Below are 19266 nucleotides of genomic sequence, written 5' to 3' on the forward strand. Positions count from 1 at the left end.
TCTCAACGCTCCCAGAAGTAGACAGTGGCGGGTTCGGGTTCCCAGACCCGGGCGGTTTCGATGCCGGGCAGGTTGACCAAGGCGCGGTATTCGGACCCGAAGGCCACATAATCATCGGTTTCCGCCATCACGGCGGGCTTGCAGGCGATGGGATCGCGCACAACGCCAAAGCCGTTCTTGGTGCCGACGACGAAGGTGAAGAAGCCGTCCAGATCGTCCAGCCCGGATTCCAGGGCGGTGCCCAGATCTTCGCCCTCTTTCAGCTTCTGGCTGACATAGGCGGCGGCAACTTCGGTGTCGTTCTGGGTCTCGAAGGTCATGCCCTTGCGGATCAGTTCCCGACGCAACCCGTTGTGGTTGGACAAGGAGCCGTTGTGGACAAGGCACTGGTCCGGCCCGGTGGAAAAGGGGTGCGCGCCCATGGTCGTCACGGCGGATTCCGTCGCCATACGGGTGTGGCCGATCCCATGCGTGCCATGCATCTTGGCCAGATCAAAGCGGCGGGCCACGTCTTTCGGCAGGCCGACCTCCTTGAAGATTTCAATGCTGTCCCCCGCGCTCATCACCTTGACGTCGGGGCGCAGGTGGGCAAGGGCGGAACGGGCGGCGTCCAGCTGGCCCAGCGGCACCTCCAGCACGGCATGGGTGGATTTCACCAGCATCGCCACCGGCTGCCCGATTGCCGCATGCAGGTCACCGTCAAGGTCCTTGAAGTCCCGCTCGGGGTGGGGCGACTGGATGGTGATCTTGCCCAATCCGTCCTTGGCCCCGGAATAGATCGCGATCCCGGCGGAATCCGGCCCCCGGTCCGTCATCGTGATCAACATGTCCGTCAGCATCGCGCCCAGATGGGGCTCCAGCTTCGGGTCCTTCAGGAACAGCCCAACGATGCCGCACATGGATTCGTCTCCCCCATTACGCTTCGGCCAAACGCTAGCACCGACCACAGCGCCTATCAACTGGTGAGAAACTTTTTTCACCTGTCGGGAAAAGTCCTGCCTAATAGGTAGGCGTCTTCAGTTTTTCCTGACATAATCTTGCACGACGAGTTTCGCTGCAGCAATAAAGTTTGCCAACGCGGGAAATCGGGGCCCGGCCCGTCGTCCTCGCCCGATCACCTTGTCCGGGCAGCACCGGGGCCAACCCACCCCCACCAGCCGCATGTGATCCGGCCGATCAGGCCCCGACAGTTACCCCTGCGGGTAACAGATCACCGACAGATAGCGCGCCGGCAGTTTCACCAGCGTCTCCGGCCCATGGGGCGCATCGGCGTCGAAGAACAGGCTGTCGCCTGGTTTCAAAGCGTAAACCTCGTCACCGTGGCGATAGTCGACCTCGCCCTCCAGCATGTACAGAAGCTCCAGCCCTTCATGCTGGAACGCGGGGAAGGTGTCGCTCTCGGTCGTGAGGGTGATGATATAGGGTTCTACCACCACGCCCGAACTGTTGGACCCGATATGACCCAGCAGATTGTACTGATGCCCCGCCCTTGTGCCCCGCCGTTCAATCTCGATATGCGCGCCGGCCTTTACATGCTGCGCCTCGCGGCGTTCTTCATAGCTTTTGAAGAAGGCCGTCACGGGCACCGAAAACGCGTGGGACAGCACTTGCAGCGTCGTCAGACTGGGTGAGGTGTTGCCATTCTCGATCTTGGACAGCATGCCGATCGACAGGCCCGTCACCGCCGCAAGATCGGCGACGGTCATCCCCTGCTGGCGACGGAAATTGCGCACCTCGCGGCCAATCGCGGCCTCAAGGTTGCGCTCGCTGATTTCACGCAGGCGGTGGGGGTCCTGATCAAACGCAGGCTTGCCGCGTGGCAGGTTATGGCTGGCGTCACCGTCTGACATGGTCGTGCCCTGCAACAAGAAATTGTTACAGAATTTCACTACCGGGAAACAGGCTTCACATCAAGCCAAACCCTCAGAACGCTGCGGCGGCCGCCACTTCCACCGCATGCAGCAGGCTTGCCGCGCTGGATCGTGGGCCAAGAACCCGCGCAGCACCGGGGCCGTGCTTGACCAGATAGCAGCCCAGATGGTCGATCACCGTCCGCGTCGCATAGCCATCTGGGACGGCGCGAAAATCGACATTGCACAGCCGCTCCAGCACGGGCGCAAGATCGGGCGCGGCAAGGTCAAGGATCACCCAGGCGTCAGTCTGTTCCGTGATGCTGGCCGCGTCGCCGAAGGCTGCTTTCAACAGGGCCACGATGTCCTCATGGCTGGCAAAAGGGGCTTCGACAAACCACATCTCCGGGGCCACCCAGAAGGCGCTGTAGGGCGCAGCTGACTGATGCCGCCCCGGCCCCGGCAAGGGCACGCCCGCCGCGCTGGCAGCCGTGGCAAGGTCCCGCCCGCGCCGTGCCGCGACTGACGCCAGCGCCACGTCAAACCGTTCCGTCACCACCAGCGGACCTATAGCCACGGTCTGCGCCGCATCCGCCCCAAGCGCCGTCATTGCCCGCAAATCAGCCACGCAACCGCTCCCCTTCCGGATCGACAAAATGCGGGCTGACGATGTCCACCAGCGTTTCCGTCCCGCCCACCAGATTGACCGCCCGCATCCGGCTGCCAATCTTGCGGTCCCCGCCCTTCAGATAGCCCAGCGCAATGTCGCTGCCGACATGCGGTGAATAGACCTTGGAGGTCAGCCACCCCCCGTCATTCGCCGCAACCGGGGCCGCGCCGATGTCCAGAAAATGGCTGCCTGCGGTCAGTTTTCCATTGGGATCAACCGGCTTCACTCCGACCAGCCGATAGCCATCCGGGTCCACCAACCCTTCACGCTGGGACAAGACCATGCCGATGGAATCCTTCTTCTTCGACACCATCTTCCCCAGTCCCATGTTCAGCGCGGTGGACTGCCCGTTCAACTCACCCCCCGCGACATGGCCCTTTTCGATCCGCATCACGCCCAGCGCCTCGGTGCCGTAGACGATGGGTTCAAACTCTGCCCCCCGCGCCAGCATCTCGCGCAACAGCGCATCGCCATAGCGGGTCGGAACCGCGATCTCATAGGCCAACTCGCCCGAAAAGCTGATCCGGAACAGCCGTGCCCGCAGCCCGCCAACGGTGATGTTCCCGGCCCCCATGTAGGGAAATGCCGCATCGCTGATGTCCTGATCGACGATCTTCTCCAGCAGCCGCCGCGCGTTTGGCCCTGCGACGGAAAACTGCGCCCAGGCTTCGGTCGTGCTGATCAGCTGCACATCCATATCCGGCCACAGGCACTGACGGCAAAACTCCAGATGCCGGAAGACCGTGACAGCGTTCGCCGTGGTCGTCGTCATCACATATTCATGTTCCGCCATCCGCGCCGTCGTGCCGTCGTCAAAGACGATCCCATCCTCGCGCAGCATCAGGCCATAGCGGCACTTGCCAACCGCGAGAGTGCTGAATGTATTGGCATAGACCCGGTCCAGAAACGCCCCTGCGTCCGTCCCCTGAATGTCGATCTTGCCCAGTGTCGTGACATCGCAAATCCCGACCGACCGCCGCGTCGCAAGAACCTCGCGGTCGACCGACTGCCGCCACTCCGTCTCGCCCGCCTTCGGCACCCATTGCGTCCGCAGCCAGTTGCCGACTTCGACAAAGGTCGCCCCCTGCTCGGCCGCCCAGTGGTGGCTGGGCGTCAACCTGAACGGCTTGAACTCCTTGCCGCGCGACCGCCCCGCCAGCGCGCCCATCGCAACAGGGGTATAGGGCGGGCGATAGATTGTGGTGCCCGTCTCGGGGATCGACCGCCCCGTCAGTTCGGCCATCACCGCAAGACCGATGACGTTGCCGGTCTTGCCCTGATCCGTTGCCATCCCCAGCGTGGTATAGCGCTTCATATGCTCGACGCTGGTGAAGTTCTCCTGCGCCGCCAGCTTGATGTCCTTCACGGTCACATCGTTCTGCTGGTCGATCCAGGCCCGCCCCTTGCCATGCGCCACATACCAAAGCGGGGCGATCTTCACTGCCGCATCCTCGGCCTCCGGCAGGTCCGCTGTCGCCGTCAGCCCAAGTGCCGCAGCCGCCGCATCCCGACCGGTGCGCAATGCCCCATGGGTGGAAAACACCCCTGCCGCCGCCCCTGCAACAGACAGGCCCGGCGGGCCATCAACGCCGGGCACAAACGCCGCAATCGACGCATCCCAGACCGGACGCGAACGGTGATGCGAATGAATATTCACATTCGGGTTCCAACCGCCCGAAACCCCCAGTGCATCGACAGCAATCTCCCGCGTCCGGCCCGAGGCATCGCGCACTGTCACCGACTTCAGCCCCAAGCGGCCCGAGGTATCAATCACCTCATCCCCCGAACGCGAGTCGATGACCGCGACCACCTCCACGCCCTTTGCCTGCAGGTCGCTTGCCGTGCGCAGCCCGTCATCATTGTTGGTGAAAACCGCCACCCGCTCACCGGCTTTGACGCCCCAGCGGTTCGCATAGGCCCGCAAGGCCCCCGCCAACATGATCCCCGGCCGGTCGTTGTTCTCGAACGCAATCGGCCGCTCGGTGGCCCCACCGCACAGCAGCGCCCGGTGTGAGTAGATGCGCCAAAGCACCTGCCGCGGCTTGCCGGGAGCAGGCACCGCCAGATGGTCAGAAACCCGCTCCACCGCGGCATAGATGCCATGGTCGAAGGCCCCGACCACCGTCGTCCGTACCATCAGCCGGACGTTCGGCATGGCTGCCAGTTCCGCCACGGTGACAGCGGCCCAATCGGCTGCAGAAGTGCCGCCCACGCCGAAGGTTTCGGCATTCAACCGCCCGCCAAACCGGAAATCCTCATCCGCAAGGATCACACGCTTGCCCGCTCGCCCAGCGGTCAGCGCAGCCATCAGCCCCGCTGGACCGCCGCCGATGACCAGCAGGTCACAGTGCAGGAACCCCTTGTCATATGTGTCCGGGTCCTCCTCCCGGCTGACCGAGCCAAGCCCGGCGGCGCGGCGGATGATCGGCTCATAAAGCTTTTCCCAGAAGGACTTGGGCCACATGAAGGTCTTGTAGTAGAACCCCGCCGCGAAGAAGGCGTTCAGCCGGTCGTTGATCGCCAGGGCGTCAAAGCGAAGGCTTGGCCAGCGGTTCTGGCTGTTCGCCTCCAGCCCGTCGAACAGTTCCGCGACCGTCGCCCGCGTATTCGGTTCCTGCCGCCCGCCGCTGCGCAACTCGACCAGCGCATTCGGCTCCTCCGACCCGGCTGACAAGACGCCGCGGGGCCGGTGATATTTGAAGCTCCGCCCCATCAACCGCACACCATTGGCCAGCAAAGCTGATGCCAGCGTGTCCCCCGGATGCCCCTGATAGGGCAGCCCGTCAAAGGTGAAGCGAATCGTTTTCGTCCGGTCGATCTGCCCGCCCTCAATCCGATGCGATTGCGTCATTTCGACCGCCCCCGACTGCGCGCCACATCGCGGGCCAGTTCCACCTTCAACACCTCATGTGTCACGGTGTTCCGCGTCACCACCAGCCACGACCTGTCGCCTTGCTCGTGAAACCAAAGCTCGCGGTGCTCCCCCGCCGGGTTGTCGCGGTTGTAAGCGTAGTCGTGAAACGCCTCGACCCCGGCTGTCATCCCGTCGGGCCGGTCGATCAACGACGCATCGCCAAGGTACACGAATTCCTGCGCGTCACGGGGTCCAAGGATTGGATGGTGAATGATCATTCCTAAACAGCCTTCAATGCAGGTTCGGGGTCGCGCCCTGACCCTTTTCGTCGATCATCAGACCCTTCAGGAACCGGTCAAACCGATAAGCCCGCGCCGTCGTATGCGACTCATCCTTCGCCAACAGATGCGCGAAACACCAGCCACTGGCAGGCGTCGCCTTGAACCCGCCGTAGCACCAGCCCCCGTTGAAATAGAGACCCTCAACCGGTGTCTTGTCGATGATGGGCGACCCATCCATCGACATATCCATGATCCCGCCCCAACTGCGCAGAAGCCGCACCCGGCCAATCGCGGGCATCAAGGCCATGCCACCTTCGGCCACATCCTCGATCACCGGCAGGTTGCCGCGTTGGGCGTAGGAGTTGTAGCCGTCGATGTCGCCGCCAAAGACCAACCCGCCCTTGTCGGATTGCGAGACATAGAAATGCCCGGCGCCAAAGGTCATCACCCCGTCGATCAGCGGCTTCAGCCCTTCGGACACAAAGGCCTGCAACACATGGCTTTCAATCGGCAACCGCATCCCGGCATGGGCCATCACCTTGGAGGACGACCCCGCCACCGCAACGCCCACCTTCTTCGCGCCGATATAGCCGCGTGACGTCTCCACCCCAAGAATCCGGCCGCCAACGATCCGCATCCCGGTGACTTCGCAGTTCTGGATCAGGTCCACGCCCCGCAGGTCCGCCCCGCGCGCGTAACCCCAGGCGACCGCGTCATGCCGCACCGTGCCGCCACGGCGCTGCGCAATCGCGCCCTTGATCGGGAAGCGGGCGTTGTCGAAATTCAGCCAGGGGTAAAGTTTCCGCACCTGCTCGCGGCTCAGCATCTCGGCATCCGCACCGTGCAGCATCATCGCATTGGCCCGCCGGGTGAAGGCGTCGCGCTGCGCGTCCGTGTGGATCAGGTTGATGATCCCGCGCTGCGAAACCATGGCGTTATAGTTGAAATCCTGCTCCAACCCCTCCCACAGCTTCAACGAAAACTCATAAAACGGCTCATTGCCGTCCAGAAGGTAGTTTGATCGAATGATCGTGGTGTTTCGCCCCACGTTCCCGCCACCCAGGTAGCCCTTTTCCAGCACGGCAATCCGCGCCTGACCAAACTCTTTGGCAAGGTAATAGGCCGTCGCCAGCCCGTGCCCACCGCCGCCGATGATGATGTAATCATACTCGGCCTGAGGCACCGGGTCGCGCCAGACGGGCTTCCAGCCCTTGTGGCCCGTCAACGCCTCGGCAATCACGCGAAACCCGGAATAGCGCACGATCAGTCTCCTGTTCCTGCCCTTGGTTCTAGGGGCAGGCGCAGGGCTTTACGCATCCGTTTTCGCCATCACTTCGTCCGTTTCGGCCACGCGTGATGCGGCTATTTCGTCCCGCGATGGATCACGGGCTCGTTCAGTCCAGGGACCTCAAGCACAAGGGATCCATCCCACCATGCAATGATGGCCAGAAGCGTGGCGAGGGTCAGAAGGCTTTGCATGGCAGGCTCCGAGTGGGTGTTCACCCCTCGTTCTGCCCGAATCAGATTAAGTTGCCGTTAGCTCCAGAAACGCACACCGGCACTGGCTTACGCCACCAGTGCCTCGGCCTTCTTCAGATCGACCGACACCAGCTGCGAAACCCCCTGTTCCTGCATCGTCACGCCAAACAGCCGGTCCATCCGCGCCATGGTCACGGCGTGGTGGGTGATGATCAGGAACCGCGTCTCGGTCCGGCGGGTCATCTCGTCCAGAAGGTCGCAGAACCGCGTCACGTTGGCGTCGTCCAGCGGCGCGTCCACCTCGTCCAGCACGCAGATTGGCGCGGGGTTGGCAAGGAACACCCCGAAGATCAGCGCCAGCGCGGTCAGCGTCTGCTCGCCGCCTGACAGAAGCGACAGCGTCGCCAGCTTCTTGCCCGGCGGCTGGCACAGGATCTCCAGCCCGGCCTCCAGCGGATCGTCGCTTTCCACCAGCACCAGCCGCGCCTCACCCCCGCCGAACAGATGGGTGAACAGGGTCGAGAAATTGGCATTCACCTGCTCGAATGCCGTCAACAGCCGTTCGCGGCCTTCCTTGTTCAGGCCCGCAATCCCGGCGCGCAGCTTCTTCACCGCCTCCTCCAGGTCTGCCTTTTCGCTGGCCAAGGCGTCATATTCGGCTTCAACCGACTTCGCGTCCTCCTCGGCCCGCAGGTTGACCGCGCCCATCGCCTCACGCTGGCGTTTCAGGCGGCCCACGTCGGCGTCAAGGCTGTCGGCATCCGGCATCTGGTCAGGGTCCACCCGCAGGCTGGCGAACAGCTCATCCGGCGTGCGGTCATCCTCCTCGCGGATGCGCTCCGCCGCCAGGGCCACACCCTCCCGCGCTGCGTCCAACCGCGCTTCGGCCCGCGCCCGACCTTCACGCGCTTCACCGGCCAGCCTTTCGGCCTCCCGTTCGGCCAACTGAGCCTCACGCAGCGCCGCCTCCGCCTCGGCCAGGGCATCCGCGGCCAGACGCCGCCGCACCTCGGCCTCGGCCATCGCGTCCACCAGCTCGTCGCGCTTGGCGGCAATTTCCTCGGGCGCCTGCATCGCCTCGGCCAACTCGTCCTCGGTCGCCGCGCGCCGCTCGCTCAACTCCTCGGTCCGGCGTGAGGCTGTCTCCAACCGGTGCTTCCAGCCCGAAAGTTCCTTCACCGCCTCCTGCCGCCGCCTGACCCGCGCCTCACCCTCGCGCCGCACTTCATCCTGGGCTGACCGGCGGGTCATCATCGTGATCCGCGCCGCTTCGACCGTGATCTTCGCCGCCTCGACCGCGCCCCGCGCTGCGTCCAGATCGCCCAACTCAGCGACCGAGGCTTCCGCCTCCTTCAGCCGGGCCCGCGCGCCCATCGCCTCATCCTCAAACCGGCTGACGGCCAGCCGCGCCGCCTCCAGCTTGCCGCCGGCGATGGACCGGTCGGCCTCAGCCCGCGCCAAGGCGCGGTTTGCTTCGGTCACCCGTGCGTCCGCCGCCCGCCGCGCATCCCGGGCGCGGGCATCGGCGCTGGCCAGTTCCGCCAGCCGCGCCTGCAACGCCTCATGCGCCCGCGCCGCGCCATCGGCCCGCGCGCCAACCTCCTCCAGATCGCGCTTCAGCTGCACCAGCCGGTTCAACTGCTGCAACCGCAGCGCAGCAGCAGATGGAGCATCCTCCGCCCCCGCGCGGAACCCGTCCCACCGCCAAAGGTCGCCCTCGACAGAAACCAGCCGCTGCCCCGGCCGCAAATCCGCCTGCAACGCAAAGCCCTGCTCGCGGCTGACCAGCCCGATCTGCGAAAGCCGCCGCGCCAGCACCGCCGGACCCTGCACTTCCGTCCCCAAGGGCACCGCCCCATCCGGCAGGGCCTGCGCCTGCGCATAGGGCTCCAGCACCGCCCAGCCCGACCGCGCACCAGCGCCCACTTCGGGCGACCGCAGATCATCGGCCAAGGCAGCACCCAGTGCCTTTTCGAACCCCGGCGTCACCACCAGCTTGTCCAGCAGTTGATGCCCGGCCTGAGCCTCACGCTCCACCAGCCGCGCCAGTGCCGCCACTTCGGCGCGCAAGGCATTCGCCTCGCCCTCGGCCGAAGACCGCGCCGCTCGCGCCTCGGCCTCACGGCCCTGCGTTTCCGCCCGCGCCACCTCGGCGGCTTCCAAAGCCACCTCGGTCGCCTCAGCCTCGGCCAGCGCCGCTTCCTGTGCCTCCTCGGCGGCCGCGAACGCCTCACCCGCCGCTTCCAGCGCGCCCGTCGCCCCGGCCACCGCCTGACGGGCCGTCACGGCCTCACCCTCGGCCCGGTCGAGCACAGCCCGCGAATCCGACAGCATCCGCTGCGAGGATTGATGCCGCGCCGCCAGCCGCGCGGCATCCTCGGTCAGGTCTGCCAGTGCCGCCTCACGCTCACCCAAGACGGCGCCCGCTTCCCGTGCGGCCTCCATCGCCTCGGCCAGCTTGTCCTCATGCCCCTCATGGGCGCGGGCCAGCTGCTCAATCTCCCAGTCCAGCCGCTCGATCACTTCGCCCGCGTCGCGGTTCAGCCCCGCCTCACGCTCCATGTCGCGGGAAAGCTGCTCGATCCGCGCCTTCAAGGCATCAATCGTGGCCAGCGCCCGCGCTTCCTGATCGCCCAGCGCATCGCGCTGCAAGGTCAGCCGCTGGAGGATGGCGCTGGCAATCGCCTCCTCCTCGCGCTTCGGCGGCAGCGCATCCTCCGCCGCCTCCCGCGCCTTGCCCGCCGCGCGTGAGGCCGCCTCGGCCTGCCCCTGCGCAATCAGCCGGTCGCGCAGCGCGCCTTCCGCCGCAATGCGCGCCTCATCGGCCTCGCGCCAGCGCCGCCACAGAAGCATCCCTTCCGACTTGCGCAACTCTTCCGAGATTTCCCGATACCGCGCCGCCTGCTTGGCCTGCCGGGTCAGGACGGACAACTGCTGTGCCAAAGCCTCCAGCACGTCGTCGACCCGCAGCAGGTTCTGCTCCGTCCCCGCCAGCTTCAACTCCGCCTCATGCCGCCGCGCATAAAGGCCACTGATGCCAGCCGCTTCCTCCAGCACCCGGCGCCGGGCCTTGGGCTTGGCATTGATCAGTTCGGAAATCTGCCCCTGCCGCACCAGCGCCGGGCTGTGCGACCCGGTCGAGGCATCGGCAAACAGCATCTGCACATCGCGCGCCCGCACTTCCTTGGCATTGGCGCGGTAGGCTGACCCCGCCTCTCGCGTGATCCGCCGCACAATCTCGATCTGGTCGGCGTCGTTGAACCCCGCAGGCGCCAGCCGGTCGCTGTTGTCCATCACGAGCGCCACTTCAGCGAAATGCCGCGCGCCCCGCGTGGCGGCCCCGTTGAAGATCACGTCCTCCATCCCGCCGCCGCGCATGGCCGAGGGGCGGTTTTCCCCCATCACCCAGCGCAAAGCCTCCAGCAGGTTCGACTTCCCACAGCCATTCGGCCCCACAACGCCCGTCAAACCCTCATGAATCACCAGATCCGTGGGGTCGACAAAGCTTTTGAAACCGTTCAGGCGAAGACGCGTCAGCCGCACGGGCACCTCATGAGTCGCGGGCTGCGATGTTCCCCCCCGCCCGGCCCGGAGTCAATGCAGCCGCCCCGCATATGGCGGATGCGCGCAGCTTATCCCCAAGATATTGAGTTGCCAGGTCAGGGATGCCCGCAGAACTCCTCAGGATTCAGGTTCTAGTTCTTTCACTACTCGGAAGCCCGTAGTTTGCGACCGCCGATCTTCATTGCCTGGAGAACGCCAGGCTACTCGCGCATTGCCGATATGAAGCGAATAGCTGCCTCCGCGATAGGACCTCTTGCAGGTTCCAGCACCGCCTTTGGACAGCCAGTCACTCGAAGTCGTCCACCCAGCGTATCGCTCGGCATGACACGATTGAGTGACCTCAGCAACATTGCCTGACATATGACGGATGCCCCAAGCATTGGCTGCATCCAACTCGTCTACTGGTACCGGAAAGCCACGCGACACAAAGTCGGGGAACGGCCTATCGAGCATGTACTCAGAGTCCTCACCGGAGAAGTTCACTTCAGCGGAGGTAACGTCATCTCCCTGCGCGAACCTGGACGTTGTTCCGGCGCGTGCCGCATATTCCCATTCTGCCTCGGTTGGCAGGCGATAGGAGTTGATGCCAAGTTTCCGGTTCATCCACTCAACATACAGTTGCGCGTCATTGTACGATACATAGAGCACCGGGAAGTCGTCGGTGAGTTGAAGATCGTCATCATTAGCAAATGCTTCCGCAACCATGCTGCGATAACTTGGGCTGCCGAAACGGTCGTCGGTCAAGGATCGTTCAACGGCAGTAATTGAGACCACTGGAGGGATGCGCCTCGTCGGCACATACCCGCCGCACCCGCTATCGGCGACACATGCCATCCATTCGCCGTATGTGACCTCGTTCTTCCCGATGGCGAACGGAATGTCGATGTCGACCTCATGCTGCGGCCCCTCATCGGTCTTGATTGAGGGATGCTCCGTGGTAGCGGGCCGAACCGCACCATCGTAGAAGACCAGTGCCAGGGGATACTCATCCTCCGGCCCCCCAATCATGAACTCCCCCATCGGCAGTTCGACCATCTCCGGGCAGACGTCGCAATCCTTGAACACGCGCAGGGGTTCGGCGGCGGCGGGGCTTGCGACGGCCAGCAGCAGGGCCAAAGTCAGGCGGCCTGCCCGCATGTCCGCACGACCCAACCGCGCTGCGGACGCTAAGGGGGAAGCTTCCCGCACCCAACGCCACGCAACCGGATCGCTCAATCTGCCCACCGCCAAGCCCTCGTCCTATGAAACAAACAAATCCGCCCCGCCCTCACCTGTCAAATCACATCACCTGCTCAAGGCAGGCGCCAGACCACTACCCAATCCAACCCCCTTGCCGAGGCCCTACCGCCCCCTACCTCCCCAAAGCAAGCGAAAGGCTCCCATGCTTACCCTCCTCGGCATCCCCGGCGCTTTGCGCGCCGCATCGACCAACCGCCTGCTTCTGGCCGAAGCGCGGCAGGCCTTCGGCGAGGCGAAGCAGATCGAAGCGAACCTGCGCCTTCCCCTCTACGATGGCGATCTGGAGGACAGCCACGGCATCCCTGTCGAAGTGCAGACCCTTGCCGACCAGATCAGCAGCGCCGATGCGGTCGTCATCGCCACGCCCGAATACAACAAATCCTTCCCCGGGGTCCTGAAGAATGCCCTCGACTGGGTCAGCCGCACCAAAGGCGCGCCGTTCCGCAACAAGCCCGTGGCGATCATCTCGGCGGCGGATGGCCGGGGCGGCGGTGACCGGTCGCAATTCGCGCTCCGCCTCGCCCTGACCCCGTTCCGCCCCCGGCTTCTCAGCGGACCGGAGGTTCTGGTGGCCGACTCCAGCCACGCCTTCACCCCCGAAGGCAAGCTGATCGACCCGCGCTACCAAAAGGCCCTGACCGAACTCATGCAGGACCTGCGGGCCGAAGCCCAGCGCGCCTGACCCGCATCGGAGCCTTTACAGCGACGCCTCCACCCGGAACGCCTCAGGGATGGTGTCGCGCCCGTCCAGCACCAGATCGGCCATGACTTCCGCCACCTTGGGCGCCATGCCAAAGCCGATCTTGAACCCGCCATTCGCCACATAATGCCCCGGTCGTCCCGGCCAGTCCCCCAGCATCGGCGCCCGGCTTGCCGCGCGTGGCCGCACCCCGGCCCAGCGCGCCACAACCTCTGCGCCAGCCAGAACCGGCACCGCCGCCACCGCGCGCTGCAGCAACCCTTCAATCGCCGCATCCGGCCCGTCGCTTTGCCAGACCGTCTCGCTGGTCGATCCCACGGCCACCGTTCCATCGGCATGCGGCACGATGTGCAAACCGTCGACGAACAATTGCGGCGCATCACCCGCATCAAACCGCAGGCTCAGCGCCTGCCCCTTCACCCCGGACCCAACCGGCCTACCCAAAGACGCCGACAACGCCACCAACCCCTCAACCCCCGTCGCATGGACCACAGGCCCCACCTCATCCGCTTCGCCCAACACCACCTCACCCTGCGACGCCCGGACAGCAGCGACCAGCGCCTGCAGCGCCATCCGGGGCAGGATGCGGGCGGACAGCGTGTCCTCGACCAACAGGCCAGACGGTGACTGCGGCTCCCACGCCGCCCCGGTCGCCGGGATCACCTGCCACACCGCCTTGCCTTGCCACAGGGTCTCAGCCTCCTCGCCACGCCGCCGCGCCGCCTCGACCGCGCGGGCATCGGCCAAGGGCTGCAACCGCCCAACCCGGCCATAGCCGGAGGGCAGCCTTGATGCCGCCTCTACCCCTGCCCACCAGTCCCCGGCCATCAGCAGGCTTTCCAGTTGGAACGCCTTCTTCACATTCCACGCCTCTGGCACATGCGGCGACAGCGCACCCACGACGCCGCCCGAAGACCCCGCGCCCACGGCCACAGTCTCGATCACCCGCACCCGCGCGCCGCGCCGCGCGCAGGCCCAAGCCACCGACAGACCGAAGATCCCCGCGCCCCGTATTGTCACATTGACCATGGGTTTCTCCTTGCCAAACCGCCGCCCCGCGCCCATTCAGACGGCCAAAGGACTGCCCCCGATGCCCCAGCCTGAACCGCCCTCATCCCCGGCACCGCAGCTTGATTGGCGCGACGGCACCATTCCCGTTTCCCGCGCCTTTGACGACCCCTACTTTTCGCTGTCTGGCGGCCTTGCCGAAACCAGACATGTCTTCCTTGCAGGCAACGTCCTGCCCGACCGCCTGCGCGACGGCTTTCAGATCGCCGAGCTTGGGTTTGGAACCGGCCTCAACCTGCTTGCCACACTTCTGTGCCATCCGGGCCAAGGCCATATCCGCTTTACCAGCTTTGAGGCCTTCCCCTTGCCCGCAGCAGACATCGCCCGCGCGCTGGAGGCCTTCCCTGAAACCGCTCCCTTGGCCGAAGCCTTCCTTGCCCAGTGGTCCAACGGCCTGCGCACCTTGCAGTTTCCCGGGCTTACCGCCGACATCATCATCGGCGACGCCCGTGACACCCTGCCCCGGTGGAACGGCAAAGCCGACGCGTGGTTTCTGGACGGCTTTTCCCCCGCGAAGAACCCCGAGCTTTGGTCGCCCGATCTGATGGCAAACGTCGCCCGCCATACCGCCCCCGGCGGCACCTTCGCGACCTATACCGCCGCAGGCCATGTCCGCCAAAGCCTGACGCAAGCGGGCTTTACCGTCACCCGACAGCCCGGTTTTGGCCGCAAGCGCCATATGACGACGGGGTATCTTCCGGGATAGCCGGCACCGCCTGTTGCCAGACCTTACTCAGGCCAAAGCCCGGCCAACATCTCGCGCAGCGCCTCAAGGGCTGGCGCAGCATCCTCGCACCCCGGCCCGATCTTCACCGCCACCGATGTGGCAAAGCCGAAGGCGGCCGCCCGCTCTGCCCGGATCGCCACCTCGAACCCCTTCGGCCCCACGGCAATACCCGCGATTGCGTCTTCTGCGCCAAAAGCCTCGTCATTGACCTCAAACCAGACCGGCCCGCCGCCAAGCGGCTGGCGGAACAGGACATAGCCCTCTTCCTCCTCCTCGCCCTCGGCAAAGCCGACGAAAAGGAACCCCTCGTCCTCGACGACCGACCCATAGGCTGCCGTCACGGTTACATCGGCCATGCAGCCCCCCCAGCCCCAACCTCAGCCCCGGTCAGGTCCATTTGGCCACCGGGGGCAGGCTCATCAGCACAGCATTCGCGTCATGCCCGGTTTCAAGGCCGAACTTCGTGCCCCGGTCATAGACAAGGTTGTACTCGGCATAAAGACCACGGTGGATCAGCTGCACGTCCTTGTCCGCCTCGGTCCACGCCGTGCCCAAGCGCCGTTCCGTCAGGGGCACGAAGGCGGGCAGAAACGCCTCACCCACGGCTTGGGTAAAGGCGAAATCAGCCTCCCAGTCGCCGGTGTTGAGGTCATCGTAAAAGATCCCGCCAACACCCCGCGCGCGGCCGCGATGGGGGACAAAGAAGTATTCATCCGCCCATGCCTTGAAGCGCGGGTAATAATCCGCGCCATGCGCATCACAGGCGCGCTGCATCTCGGCATGGAAGTGCGCGGTATCCTCCGCATATTCGATCGCCGGGTTCAGGTCCGACCCGCCGCCAAACCATGCTGCCCCCGGCGTCCAGAACATCCGCGTGTTCATGTGCACCGCTGGCGCGTGCGGGTTGACCATATGCGCCACCAGCGAAATGCCGCTGGCCCAGAACCGCGGGTCTTCCGCCATGCCCGGAACGCCACGCGCCGCCATGGCGCGTTGGGCCTTTTCACCCAAGACCCCGTGCACTTCCGACCAGTTGACCCCGACCTTCTCGAAGACCTTGCCGCCGCGCATCACGCTCATCAGACCGCCACCGCCATCGGCGCGGGTTGTCGGCGTGACCTGAAACCGCCCGGGCTGGCCATCGCTGAACCTGTCCTCCAGATCCTCGAAGGCCGCGACTATCCGGTCCCGCAAGGTATGGAACCACGCCGCCGCACGCGCCTTGCGACTGTCAAAGGGATCGGTCATCCTGTTGTCTCCATCTCATGACAGCGCCATGCCTAGCACCCCTGGGCGGCGCTTTCCAAGACCCACAGGGAGCGTCCGATGAAACGCCATGCTCTTCTGGCATTTGCCCTGCTTGCCGCCTGCGGCACGCCCCAGGAACAGTGCATCTCCTACAACACCCGCGACCTGCGCACCCTTGACCGCCTGATCGTCGAGACCGAGGGCAACCTTGACCGCGGCTTTGCCTATGAAAGCGTGACCCGCTACGAGGAATACTGGAGCTATTGCCCCGAACCGCGCCGGGTTGAGGGGGAACGACCAGCGCTGCGGCCCTGCCTGAAGGACCGCGAATATACCGTGCAACGCCCCAAGGCCATCGACCTTGCCGATGAGGCGCGCAAGCTGGACAGCCTGAAGATCAAGCGCCGCGAACTCGCCCGCAAGGCCGAGGCTGTCATCGCCCAATGCAAGGCGAAATACCCTGAATGATCAATGGGCCGGCGCGGGCACCGCATCAAGGATGCTGCGCCCGCCGTCCACCGCAATCACCTGCCCGGTGATAAAGCTGGACGCGTCCGAGGCCAGGAACTGCACCGTCTCGGCCAGTTCCACCGGGGCGGCGATGCGCTTCAGCGGCGTCGCCTCGGCAATCTCGTCGCGGTAACCGGGGTTGTCCTTCAACGCGGCCTGCAGGCTGGCGCTCATCACAGACCCAAAGGCCACGGCGTTGACCCTGATGCCCTTGGGTGCCAGCGCCACGGCCAGGGACCGGGTCATCTGGTCCATCGCCGCTGCCGCCATCGAATAGGCCAGCAGTTCCGGCCGCGTCGTCTGCGCGGTGATCGAGGATATGTTGACGATGGTCCCGACCATGCTGCCCACCTCAGCCTCGGTCCGTGCGGCATGCTGGATCATCCGCTTGGCCGTCATCTGCGACATGCGCAGCGCCGTCAGCACATTCTGCCGCCACAGGTCCTCCACCCCGTCCGCCTCGGGCGACAGGATGTCAGACACCACCATCTTGCGGTTGGCGTTCACCAGAATATCCACCCGGTCAAACGCGTCGATCGTGGCGGACAGCAGGTTGGCAATCGTCAGCTTCTCCGTCAGATCGCCCGCGAACATGCGGATCGGGCCTTCGGCGCGGGCCTCTTCGCCCACCTCGGCCTCAAGCCGGTCTTCGTCGATGTCGGCGAACATCACATTGGCACCCTTGTCCAACAGATGCCGCGCAATGGCGAGGCCGATGCCAGCCGCAGCGCCAGTGACGATGGCAGTCTTGCCGGAAACGGAAAAGGACATGGGCGCGCTCCGTCGTCTGTCAGGGTTTTGCCCGAATGGGCTTGGTCGCGTGGATCACCCGAAAGGCACCGTCGCCGGCAACTTCGCGATGCTCCAGAAAGGCGGCAGCAAGGGCGGCATCGTAGGGCAGATGGCGGTTGGCAACCAGCCAAAGCCCCCCGTTCGGGGCCAGCATCCGCCGGGCGGCCTGAATGAACGCGGCGCCAAGGGCCGGGTCGGCATCCCGCCCATGGTGGAACGGCGGGTTCATCACCACCGCGTCCAGCAGGGTTTCCGGCCGGAACGTCGTAGCATCGGCCCAGTGAAACCGCGCGCGGTCATCGATGACGTTCACCCGCGCACAAGCCAGCGCATCCGCCTCGGCCTCCACCAGGTCCAGCCGCTTGACCCCCGGATGCGCCAAGATCGCCTGCGCCAGATAACCCCATCCCGCCCCAAGATCGGCAACCTTGCCGCCAAACTTGGCCGGCAGCGCCGCTGCCAGCAGAACCGACCCCCGGTCCGGCCCATCCGCCGAAAAGACGCCGGGCAGCGTCTGAAACCCGCCCTCGATCTGGCGGGGGACTGCTGCCCAGTCCGAAAGGTCCGGCCCGGCGGCAAAGCTTGCCAGCTTGCCATGCGCCTTCGACAGGCTTTCCGAAAGCTCCACCCGGCTGCGCAGGTCTTTCAGCGCGGTGTCGATCCCGTCGGTCTTCTGCCCGTCCACCACGACCAACCCACCCGGCACAACCTCGGCCGCCGCCTGCGCGATCAGCGCCCGCGCGGCTTCGCGCGCCCGGGGCAGGCAGACCAGCGCAGCCGCATAGGGTGCGGCGGCAGTGACGGAATAGCCCTTGGCGAAATGGTCATGGTCCGGCTTGAACCCGGTGACCACCGTCACCCGATCCTGCGGCAACGCCCCCAGATCATCCCCTACGCGTGGACGATACACGGCGATGCGCCCTTCGGCGGGAAGGGTCAGCGCGCCGGTGTCCAGCGCCAATGTCAAGCGAGCGGATCGCATGGGCGGGGGCCGCAGCCCCCTAGACCCTTTCCGATGGGCGATGGACGGTCACTCTTTTTCCATCGTGCACTGCAGCGGGTGCTGATGACGGCGCGCGAAATCCATGACCTGCGCCACTTTCGTCTCGGCCACCTCGAACGAGAACACGCCCACGACGGCAAGCCCCTTCTTGTGAACCGTCAGCATGATGTCGAACGCCTGGGCATGGTTCAGACCGAAGAACCGCTCAAGCACATGCACCACGAATTCCATCGGGGTATAGTCGTCATTCAAGAGCATGACCTTGTAAAGCGGGGGCCGTTCCGTCTTGGCCTTGGGCTTGGTCAGGATCGACGTGTCCTGACCCGGGCCATCGGTCTTGTCAGACATGGTCAGCGGGCGTGACGACACGGGACGTAAGCTCCATCTGGATTCGGGGGTTGCACCGGATAGGGGAAATATAGCCTTTTCTGGGCTGGCGAAAAGGGGCGGCGTTCGCACCGCGCAAAAGGACACGACATGCTGACGACGATAGGCTTCGATGCCGACGACACCCTGTGGCAGAACGAGTCGTTCTTTCGCCTGACACAGGACCGCTTCACCCGGCTTCTGGCCGACCATGCCAAGGCCGACCATCTTGCCGAACGGCTGGAAGCGGCAGAGCGGCGCAACATCGGCCATTACGGCTTTGGCGTGAAGGGCTTCACCCTGTCGATGATCGAAACCGCCATCGAGGTGACGGAAGGCCGTGTCCCCGCCAGCGTGATCGCCGAACTGATCGCCGCCGGGCGCGACATGCTGGAACATCCCATCGACCTTCTGCCGCAGGCCCGGGCCACGGTCACGACGCTGGCCGCTGACTATCGGGTGCTGCTGATCACCAAGGGCGACCTTCTGGATCAGGAACGCAAGCTGGCGCAGTCGGGGCTGGGGGATCTGTTCGACGGGGTGGAAATCGTCAGCCACAAGACCGAAGCCGCCTATCGCGCGATCTTTGCGCGTCACGGCACCGGTGCCGATCAGGCCATGATGGTCGGCAACTCGCTGAAATCAGACGTGATCCCCGCGCTTCAGGCCGGCGCATGGGGCGTGCATGTGCCCCATGGTCTGACCTGGGCGCTTGAGGCCGCCGATCCACCGACCGATCACCACCGCTTTCACGCGATCACCTCCCTTGGTGACCTGCCGGACCTCGTGGCCAGCCTGCAGGTGGGGCGCAACAGCTAGAGGCAAAGGGCCCGACCTGCGCTAGATATGGCCACAGCGTCGAATGCGGTGCTGCATCTGCGCAACTGCATGAACTATACCCGCAAAGCCATTGGA

The 19266-nt window shown here is 65.2% G+C and carries 18 protein-coding genes; 4 read left to right on the forward strand and 14 right to left on the reverse strand.

All coding sequences use genetic code 11. The features are described from left to right. Window positions 1-2: 2 nt before the first annotated feature. The 8 genes from EI545_RS08530 to EI545_RS08565 form a co-directional block, all read right to left on the reverse strand. Complete coding sequence (locus tag EI545_RS08530; RefSeq protein WP_125325081.1) at window positions 3-899, reverse strand: class II glutamine amidotransferase; 897 nt, start codon at window positions 897-899, stop codon at window positions 3-5. A gap of 291 nt (window positions 900-1190) precedes the next feature. Next, complete coding sequence (locus EI545_RS08535; RefSeq protein WP_125325082.1) at window positions 1191-1850, reverse strand: helix-turn-helix domain-containing protein; 660 nt, start codon at window positions 1848-1850, stop codon at window positions 1191-1193. A gap of 73 nt (window positions 1851-1923) precedes the next feature. Beyond that, window positions 1924-2478: a sarcosine oxidase subunit gamma gene (locus EI545_RS08540; protein ID WP_245990340.1), complete on the reverse strand. Its 555-nt coding sequence runs from the start codon at window positions 2476-2478 to the stop codon at window positions 1924-1926. Continuing rightward, window positions 2471-5371 (reverse strand): sarcosine oxidase subunit alpha family protein, encoded by a 2901-nt coding sequence (locus tag EI545_RS08545; RefSeq protein ID WP_125325083.1) that lies wholly within the window; start codon window positions 5369-5371, stop codon window positions 2471-2473. The genes EI545_RS08540 and EI545_RS08545 overlap by 8 nt, the downstream gene beginning before the upstream one ends. Then, the gene (locus tag EI545_RS08550) at window positions 5368-5652 is read right to left on the reverse strand and encodes a sarcosine oxidase subunit delta (protein ID WP_125325084.1); all 285 of its coding nucleotides are present in this window, start codon (window positions 5650-5652) and stop codon (window positions 5368-5370) included. The genes EI545_RS08545 and EI545_RS08550 overlap by 4 nt, the downstream gene beginning before the upstream one ends. 13 nt (window positions 5653-5665) lie before the next feature. Continuing rightward, complete coding sequence (locus EI545_RS08555) at window positions 5666-6916, reverse strand: sarcosine oxidase subunit beta family protein (protein ID WP_125325085.1); 1251 nt, start codon at window positions 6914-6916, stop codon at window positions 5666-5668. A 305-nt stretch (window positions 6917-7221) separates the two neighbouring features. Continuing rightward, a complete protein-coding gene (gene smc, locus EI545_RS08560; protein WP_125325086.1) occupies window positions 7222-10677 on the reverse strand; it encodes a chromosome segregation protein SMC in 3456 nt (1151 codons plus the stop codon). 138 nt (window positions 10678-10815) lie between these two features. Continuing rightward, window positions 10816-11814 (reverse strand): formylglycine-generating enzyme family protein, encoded by a 999-nt coding sequence (locus EI545_RS08565; RefSeq protein WP_164517244.1) that lies wholly within the window; start codon window positions 11812-11814, stop codon window positions 10816-10818. A 265-nt stretch (window positions 11815-12079) separates the two neighbouring features. Here EI545_RS08565 and EI545_RS08570 point away from each other — a divergent pair, with 265 nt between their 5' ends. Beyond that, window positions 12080-12619, forward strand: a complete 540-nt coding sequence (locus EI545_RS08570) for an NADPH-dependent FMN reductase (protein ID WP_125325088.1) — start codon at window positions 12080-12082, stop codon at window positions 12617-12619. A 15-nt stretch (window positions 12620-12634) separates the two neighbouring features. On the opposite strand, the gene EI545_RS08575 is transcribed toward EI545_RS08570, so the two are convergent. Continuing rightward, the gene (locus EI545_RS08575; RefSeq protein ID WP_125325089.1) at window positions 12635-13666 is read right to left on the reverse strand and encodes an NAD(P)/FAD-dependent oxidoreductase; all 1032 of its coding nucleotides are present in this window, start codon (window positions 13664-13666) and stop codon (window positions 12635-12637) included. Between the two features lie 61 nt (window positions 13667-13727). Here EI545_RS08575 and mnmC2 point away from each other — a divergent pair, with 61 nt between their 5' ends. Beyond that, a complete protein-coding gene (gene mnmC2, locus EI545_RS08580; RefSeq protein ID WP_125325090.1) occupies window positions 13728-14411 on the forward strand; it encodes a tRNA (5-methylaminomethyl-2-thiouridine)(34)-methyltransferase MnmC2 in 684 nt (227 codons plus the stop codon). A gap of 23 nt (window positions 14412-14434) precedes the next feature. On the opposite strand, the gene EI545_RS08585 is transcribed toward mnmC2, so the two are convergent. Both EI545_RS08585 and hemF read right to left on the reverse strand, forming a co-directional pair. Next, entirely contained in the window at window positions 14435-14788 is a 354-nt protein-coding gene (locus EI545_RS08585) for a hypothetical protein (RefSeq protein ID WP_125325091.1), read from the reverse strand. A gap of 31 nt (window positions 14789-14819) precedes the next feature. Continuing rightward, the gene (gene hemF / locus EI545_RS08590) at window positions 14820-15680 is read right to left on the reverse strand and encodes an oxygen-dependent coproporphyrinogen oxidase (protein ID WP_125325092.1); all 861 of its coding nucleotides are present in this window, start codon (window positions 15678-15680) and stop codon (window positions 14820-14822) included. Between the two features lie 78 nt (window positions 15681-15758). On the opposite strand from hemF, the gene EI545_RS08595 reads away from it, so the two are divergent. Further along, on the forward strand, window positions 15759-16148 hold the full coding sequence (locus EI545_RS08595) for a hypothetical protein (protein ID WP_125325093.1): 390 nt from the start codon (window positions 15759-15761) through the stop codon (window positions 16146-16148). Here EI545_RS08595 and EI545_RS08600 read toward each other — a convergent pair whose 3' ends face one another. Genes EI545_RS08600 through clpS form a run of 3 tightly spaced genes read right to left on the reverse strand, consistent with a single transcriptional unit; the run spans window position 16149 to window position 18333 of the window. Continuing rightward, window positions 16149-16961: an SDR family NAD(P)-dependent oxidoreductase gene (locus EI545_RS08600; RefSeq protein WP_125325094.1), complete on the reverse strand. Its 813-nt coding sequence runs from the start codon at window positions 16959-16961 to the stop codon at window positions 16149-16151. It lies immediately after the preceding gene. A gap of 19 nt (window positions 16962-16980) precedes the next feature. Beyond that, window positions 16981-17964: a class I SAM-dependent methyltransferase gene (locus EI545_RS08605; RefSeq protein ID WP_125325095.1), complete on the reverse strand. Its 984-nt coding sequence runs from the start codon at window positions 17962-17964 to the stop codon at window positions 16981-16983. 48 nt (window positions 17965-18012) lie between these two features. Then, on the reverse strand, window positions 18013-18333 hold the full coding sequence (gene clpS, locus EI545_RS08610) for an ATP-dependent Clp protease adapter ClpS (RefSeq protein ID WP_164517246.1): 321 nt from the start codon (window positions 18331-18333) through the stop codon (window positions 18013-18015). A 129-nt stretch (window positions 18334-18462) separates the two neighbouring features. Between clpS and EI545_RS08615 the strand changes: the two genes are divergently transcribed. Continuing rightward, a complete protein-coding gene (locus EI545_RS08615) occupies window positions 18463-19170 on the forward strand; it encodes an HAD family hydrolase (protein ID WP_125325097.1) in 708 nt (235 codons plus the stop codon). Window positions 19171-19266 lie beyond the last annotated feature (96 nt).

The sequence above is a fragment of the Tabrizicola piscis genome (assembly GCF_003940805.1).
Lineage (GTDB): Bacteria > Pseudomonadota > Alphaproteobacteria > Rhodobacterales > Rhodobacteraceae > Tabrizicola > Tabrizicola piscis.

What these genes read in the sequence shown, in the direction of transcription:
- EI545_RS08530 (WP_125325081.1), bottom strand. Translation starts at nt 899, where the DNA reads ATGTGCGGCATCGTTGGGCTGTTCCTGAAGGACCCGAAGCTGGAGCCC.
- EI545_RS08535 (WP_125325082.1), bottom strand. Translation starts at nt 1,850, where the DNA reads ATGTCAGACGGTGACGCCAGCCATAACCTGCCACGCGGCAAGCCTGCG.
- EI545_RS08545 (WP_125325083.1), bottom strand. Translation starts at nt 5,371, where the DNA reads ATGACGCAATCGCATCGGATTGAGGGCGGGCAGATCGACCGGACGAAA.
- EI545_RS08550 (WP_125325084.1), bottom strand. Translation starts at nt 5,652, where the DNA reads ATGATCATTCACCATCCAATCCTTGGACCCCGTGACGCGCAGGAATTC.
- EI545_RS08570 (WP_125325088.1), top strand. Translation starts at nt 12,080, where the DNA reads ATGCTTACCCTCCTCGGCATCCCCGGCGCTTTGCGCGCCGCATCGACC.
- EI545_RS08575 (WP_125325089.1), bottom strand. Translation starts at nt 13,666, where the DNA reads ATGGTCAATGTGACAATACGGGGCGCGGGGATCTTCGGTCTGTCGGTG.
- mnmC2 (WP_125325090.1), top strand. Translation starts at nt 13,728, where the DNA reads ATGCCCCAGCCTGAACCGCCCTCATCCCCGGCACCGCAGCTTGATTGG.
- EI545_RS08585 (WP_125325091.1), bottom strand. Translation starts at nt 14,788, where the DNA reads ATGGCCGATGTAACCGTGACGGCAGCCTATGGGTCGGTCGTCGAGGAC.
- hemF (WP_125325092.1), bottom strand. Translation starts at nt 15,680, where the DNA reads ATGACCGATCCCTTTGACAGTCGCAAGGCGCGTGCGGCGGCGTGGTTC.
- EI545_RS08595 (WP_125325093.1), top strand. Translation starts at nt 15,759, where the DNA reads ATGAAACGCCATGCTCTTCTGGCATTTGCCCTGCTTGCCGCCTGCGGC.
- EI545_RS08600 (WP_125325094.1), bottom strand. Translation starts at nt 16,961, where the DNA reads ATGTCCTTTTCCGTTTCCGGCAAGACTGCCATCGTCACTGGCGCTGCG.
- EI545_RS08605 (WP_125325095.1), bottom strand. Translation starts at nt 17,964, where the DNA reads ATGCGATCCGCTCGCTTGACATTGGCGCTGGACACCGGCGCGCTGACC.
- clpS (WP_164517246.1), bottom strand. Translation starts at nt 18,333, where the DNA reads ATGTCTGACAAGACCGATGGCCCGGGTCAGGACACGTCGATCCTGACC.
- EI545_RS08615 (WP_125325097.1), top strand. Translation starts at nt 18,463, where the DNA reads ATGCTGACGACGATAGGCTTCGATGCCGACGACACCCTGTGGCAGAAC.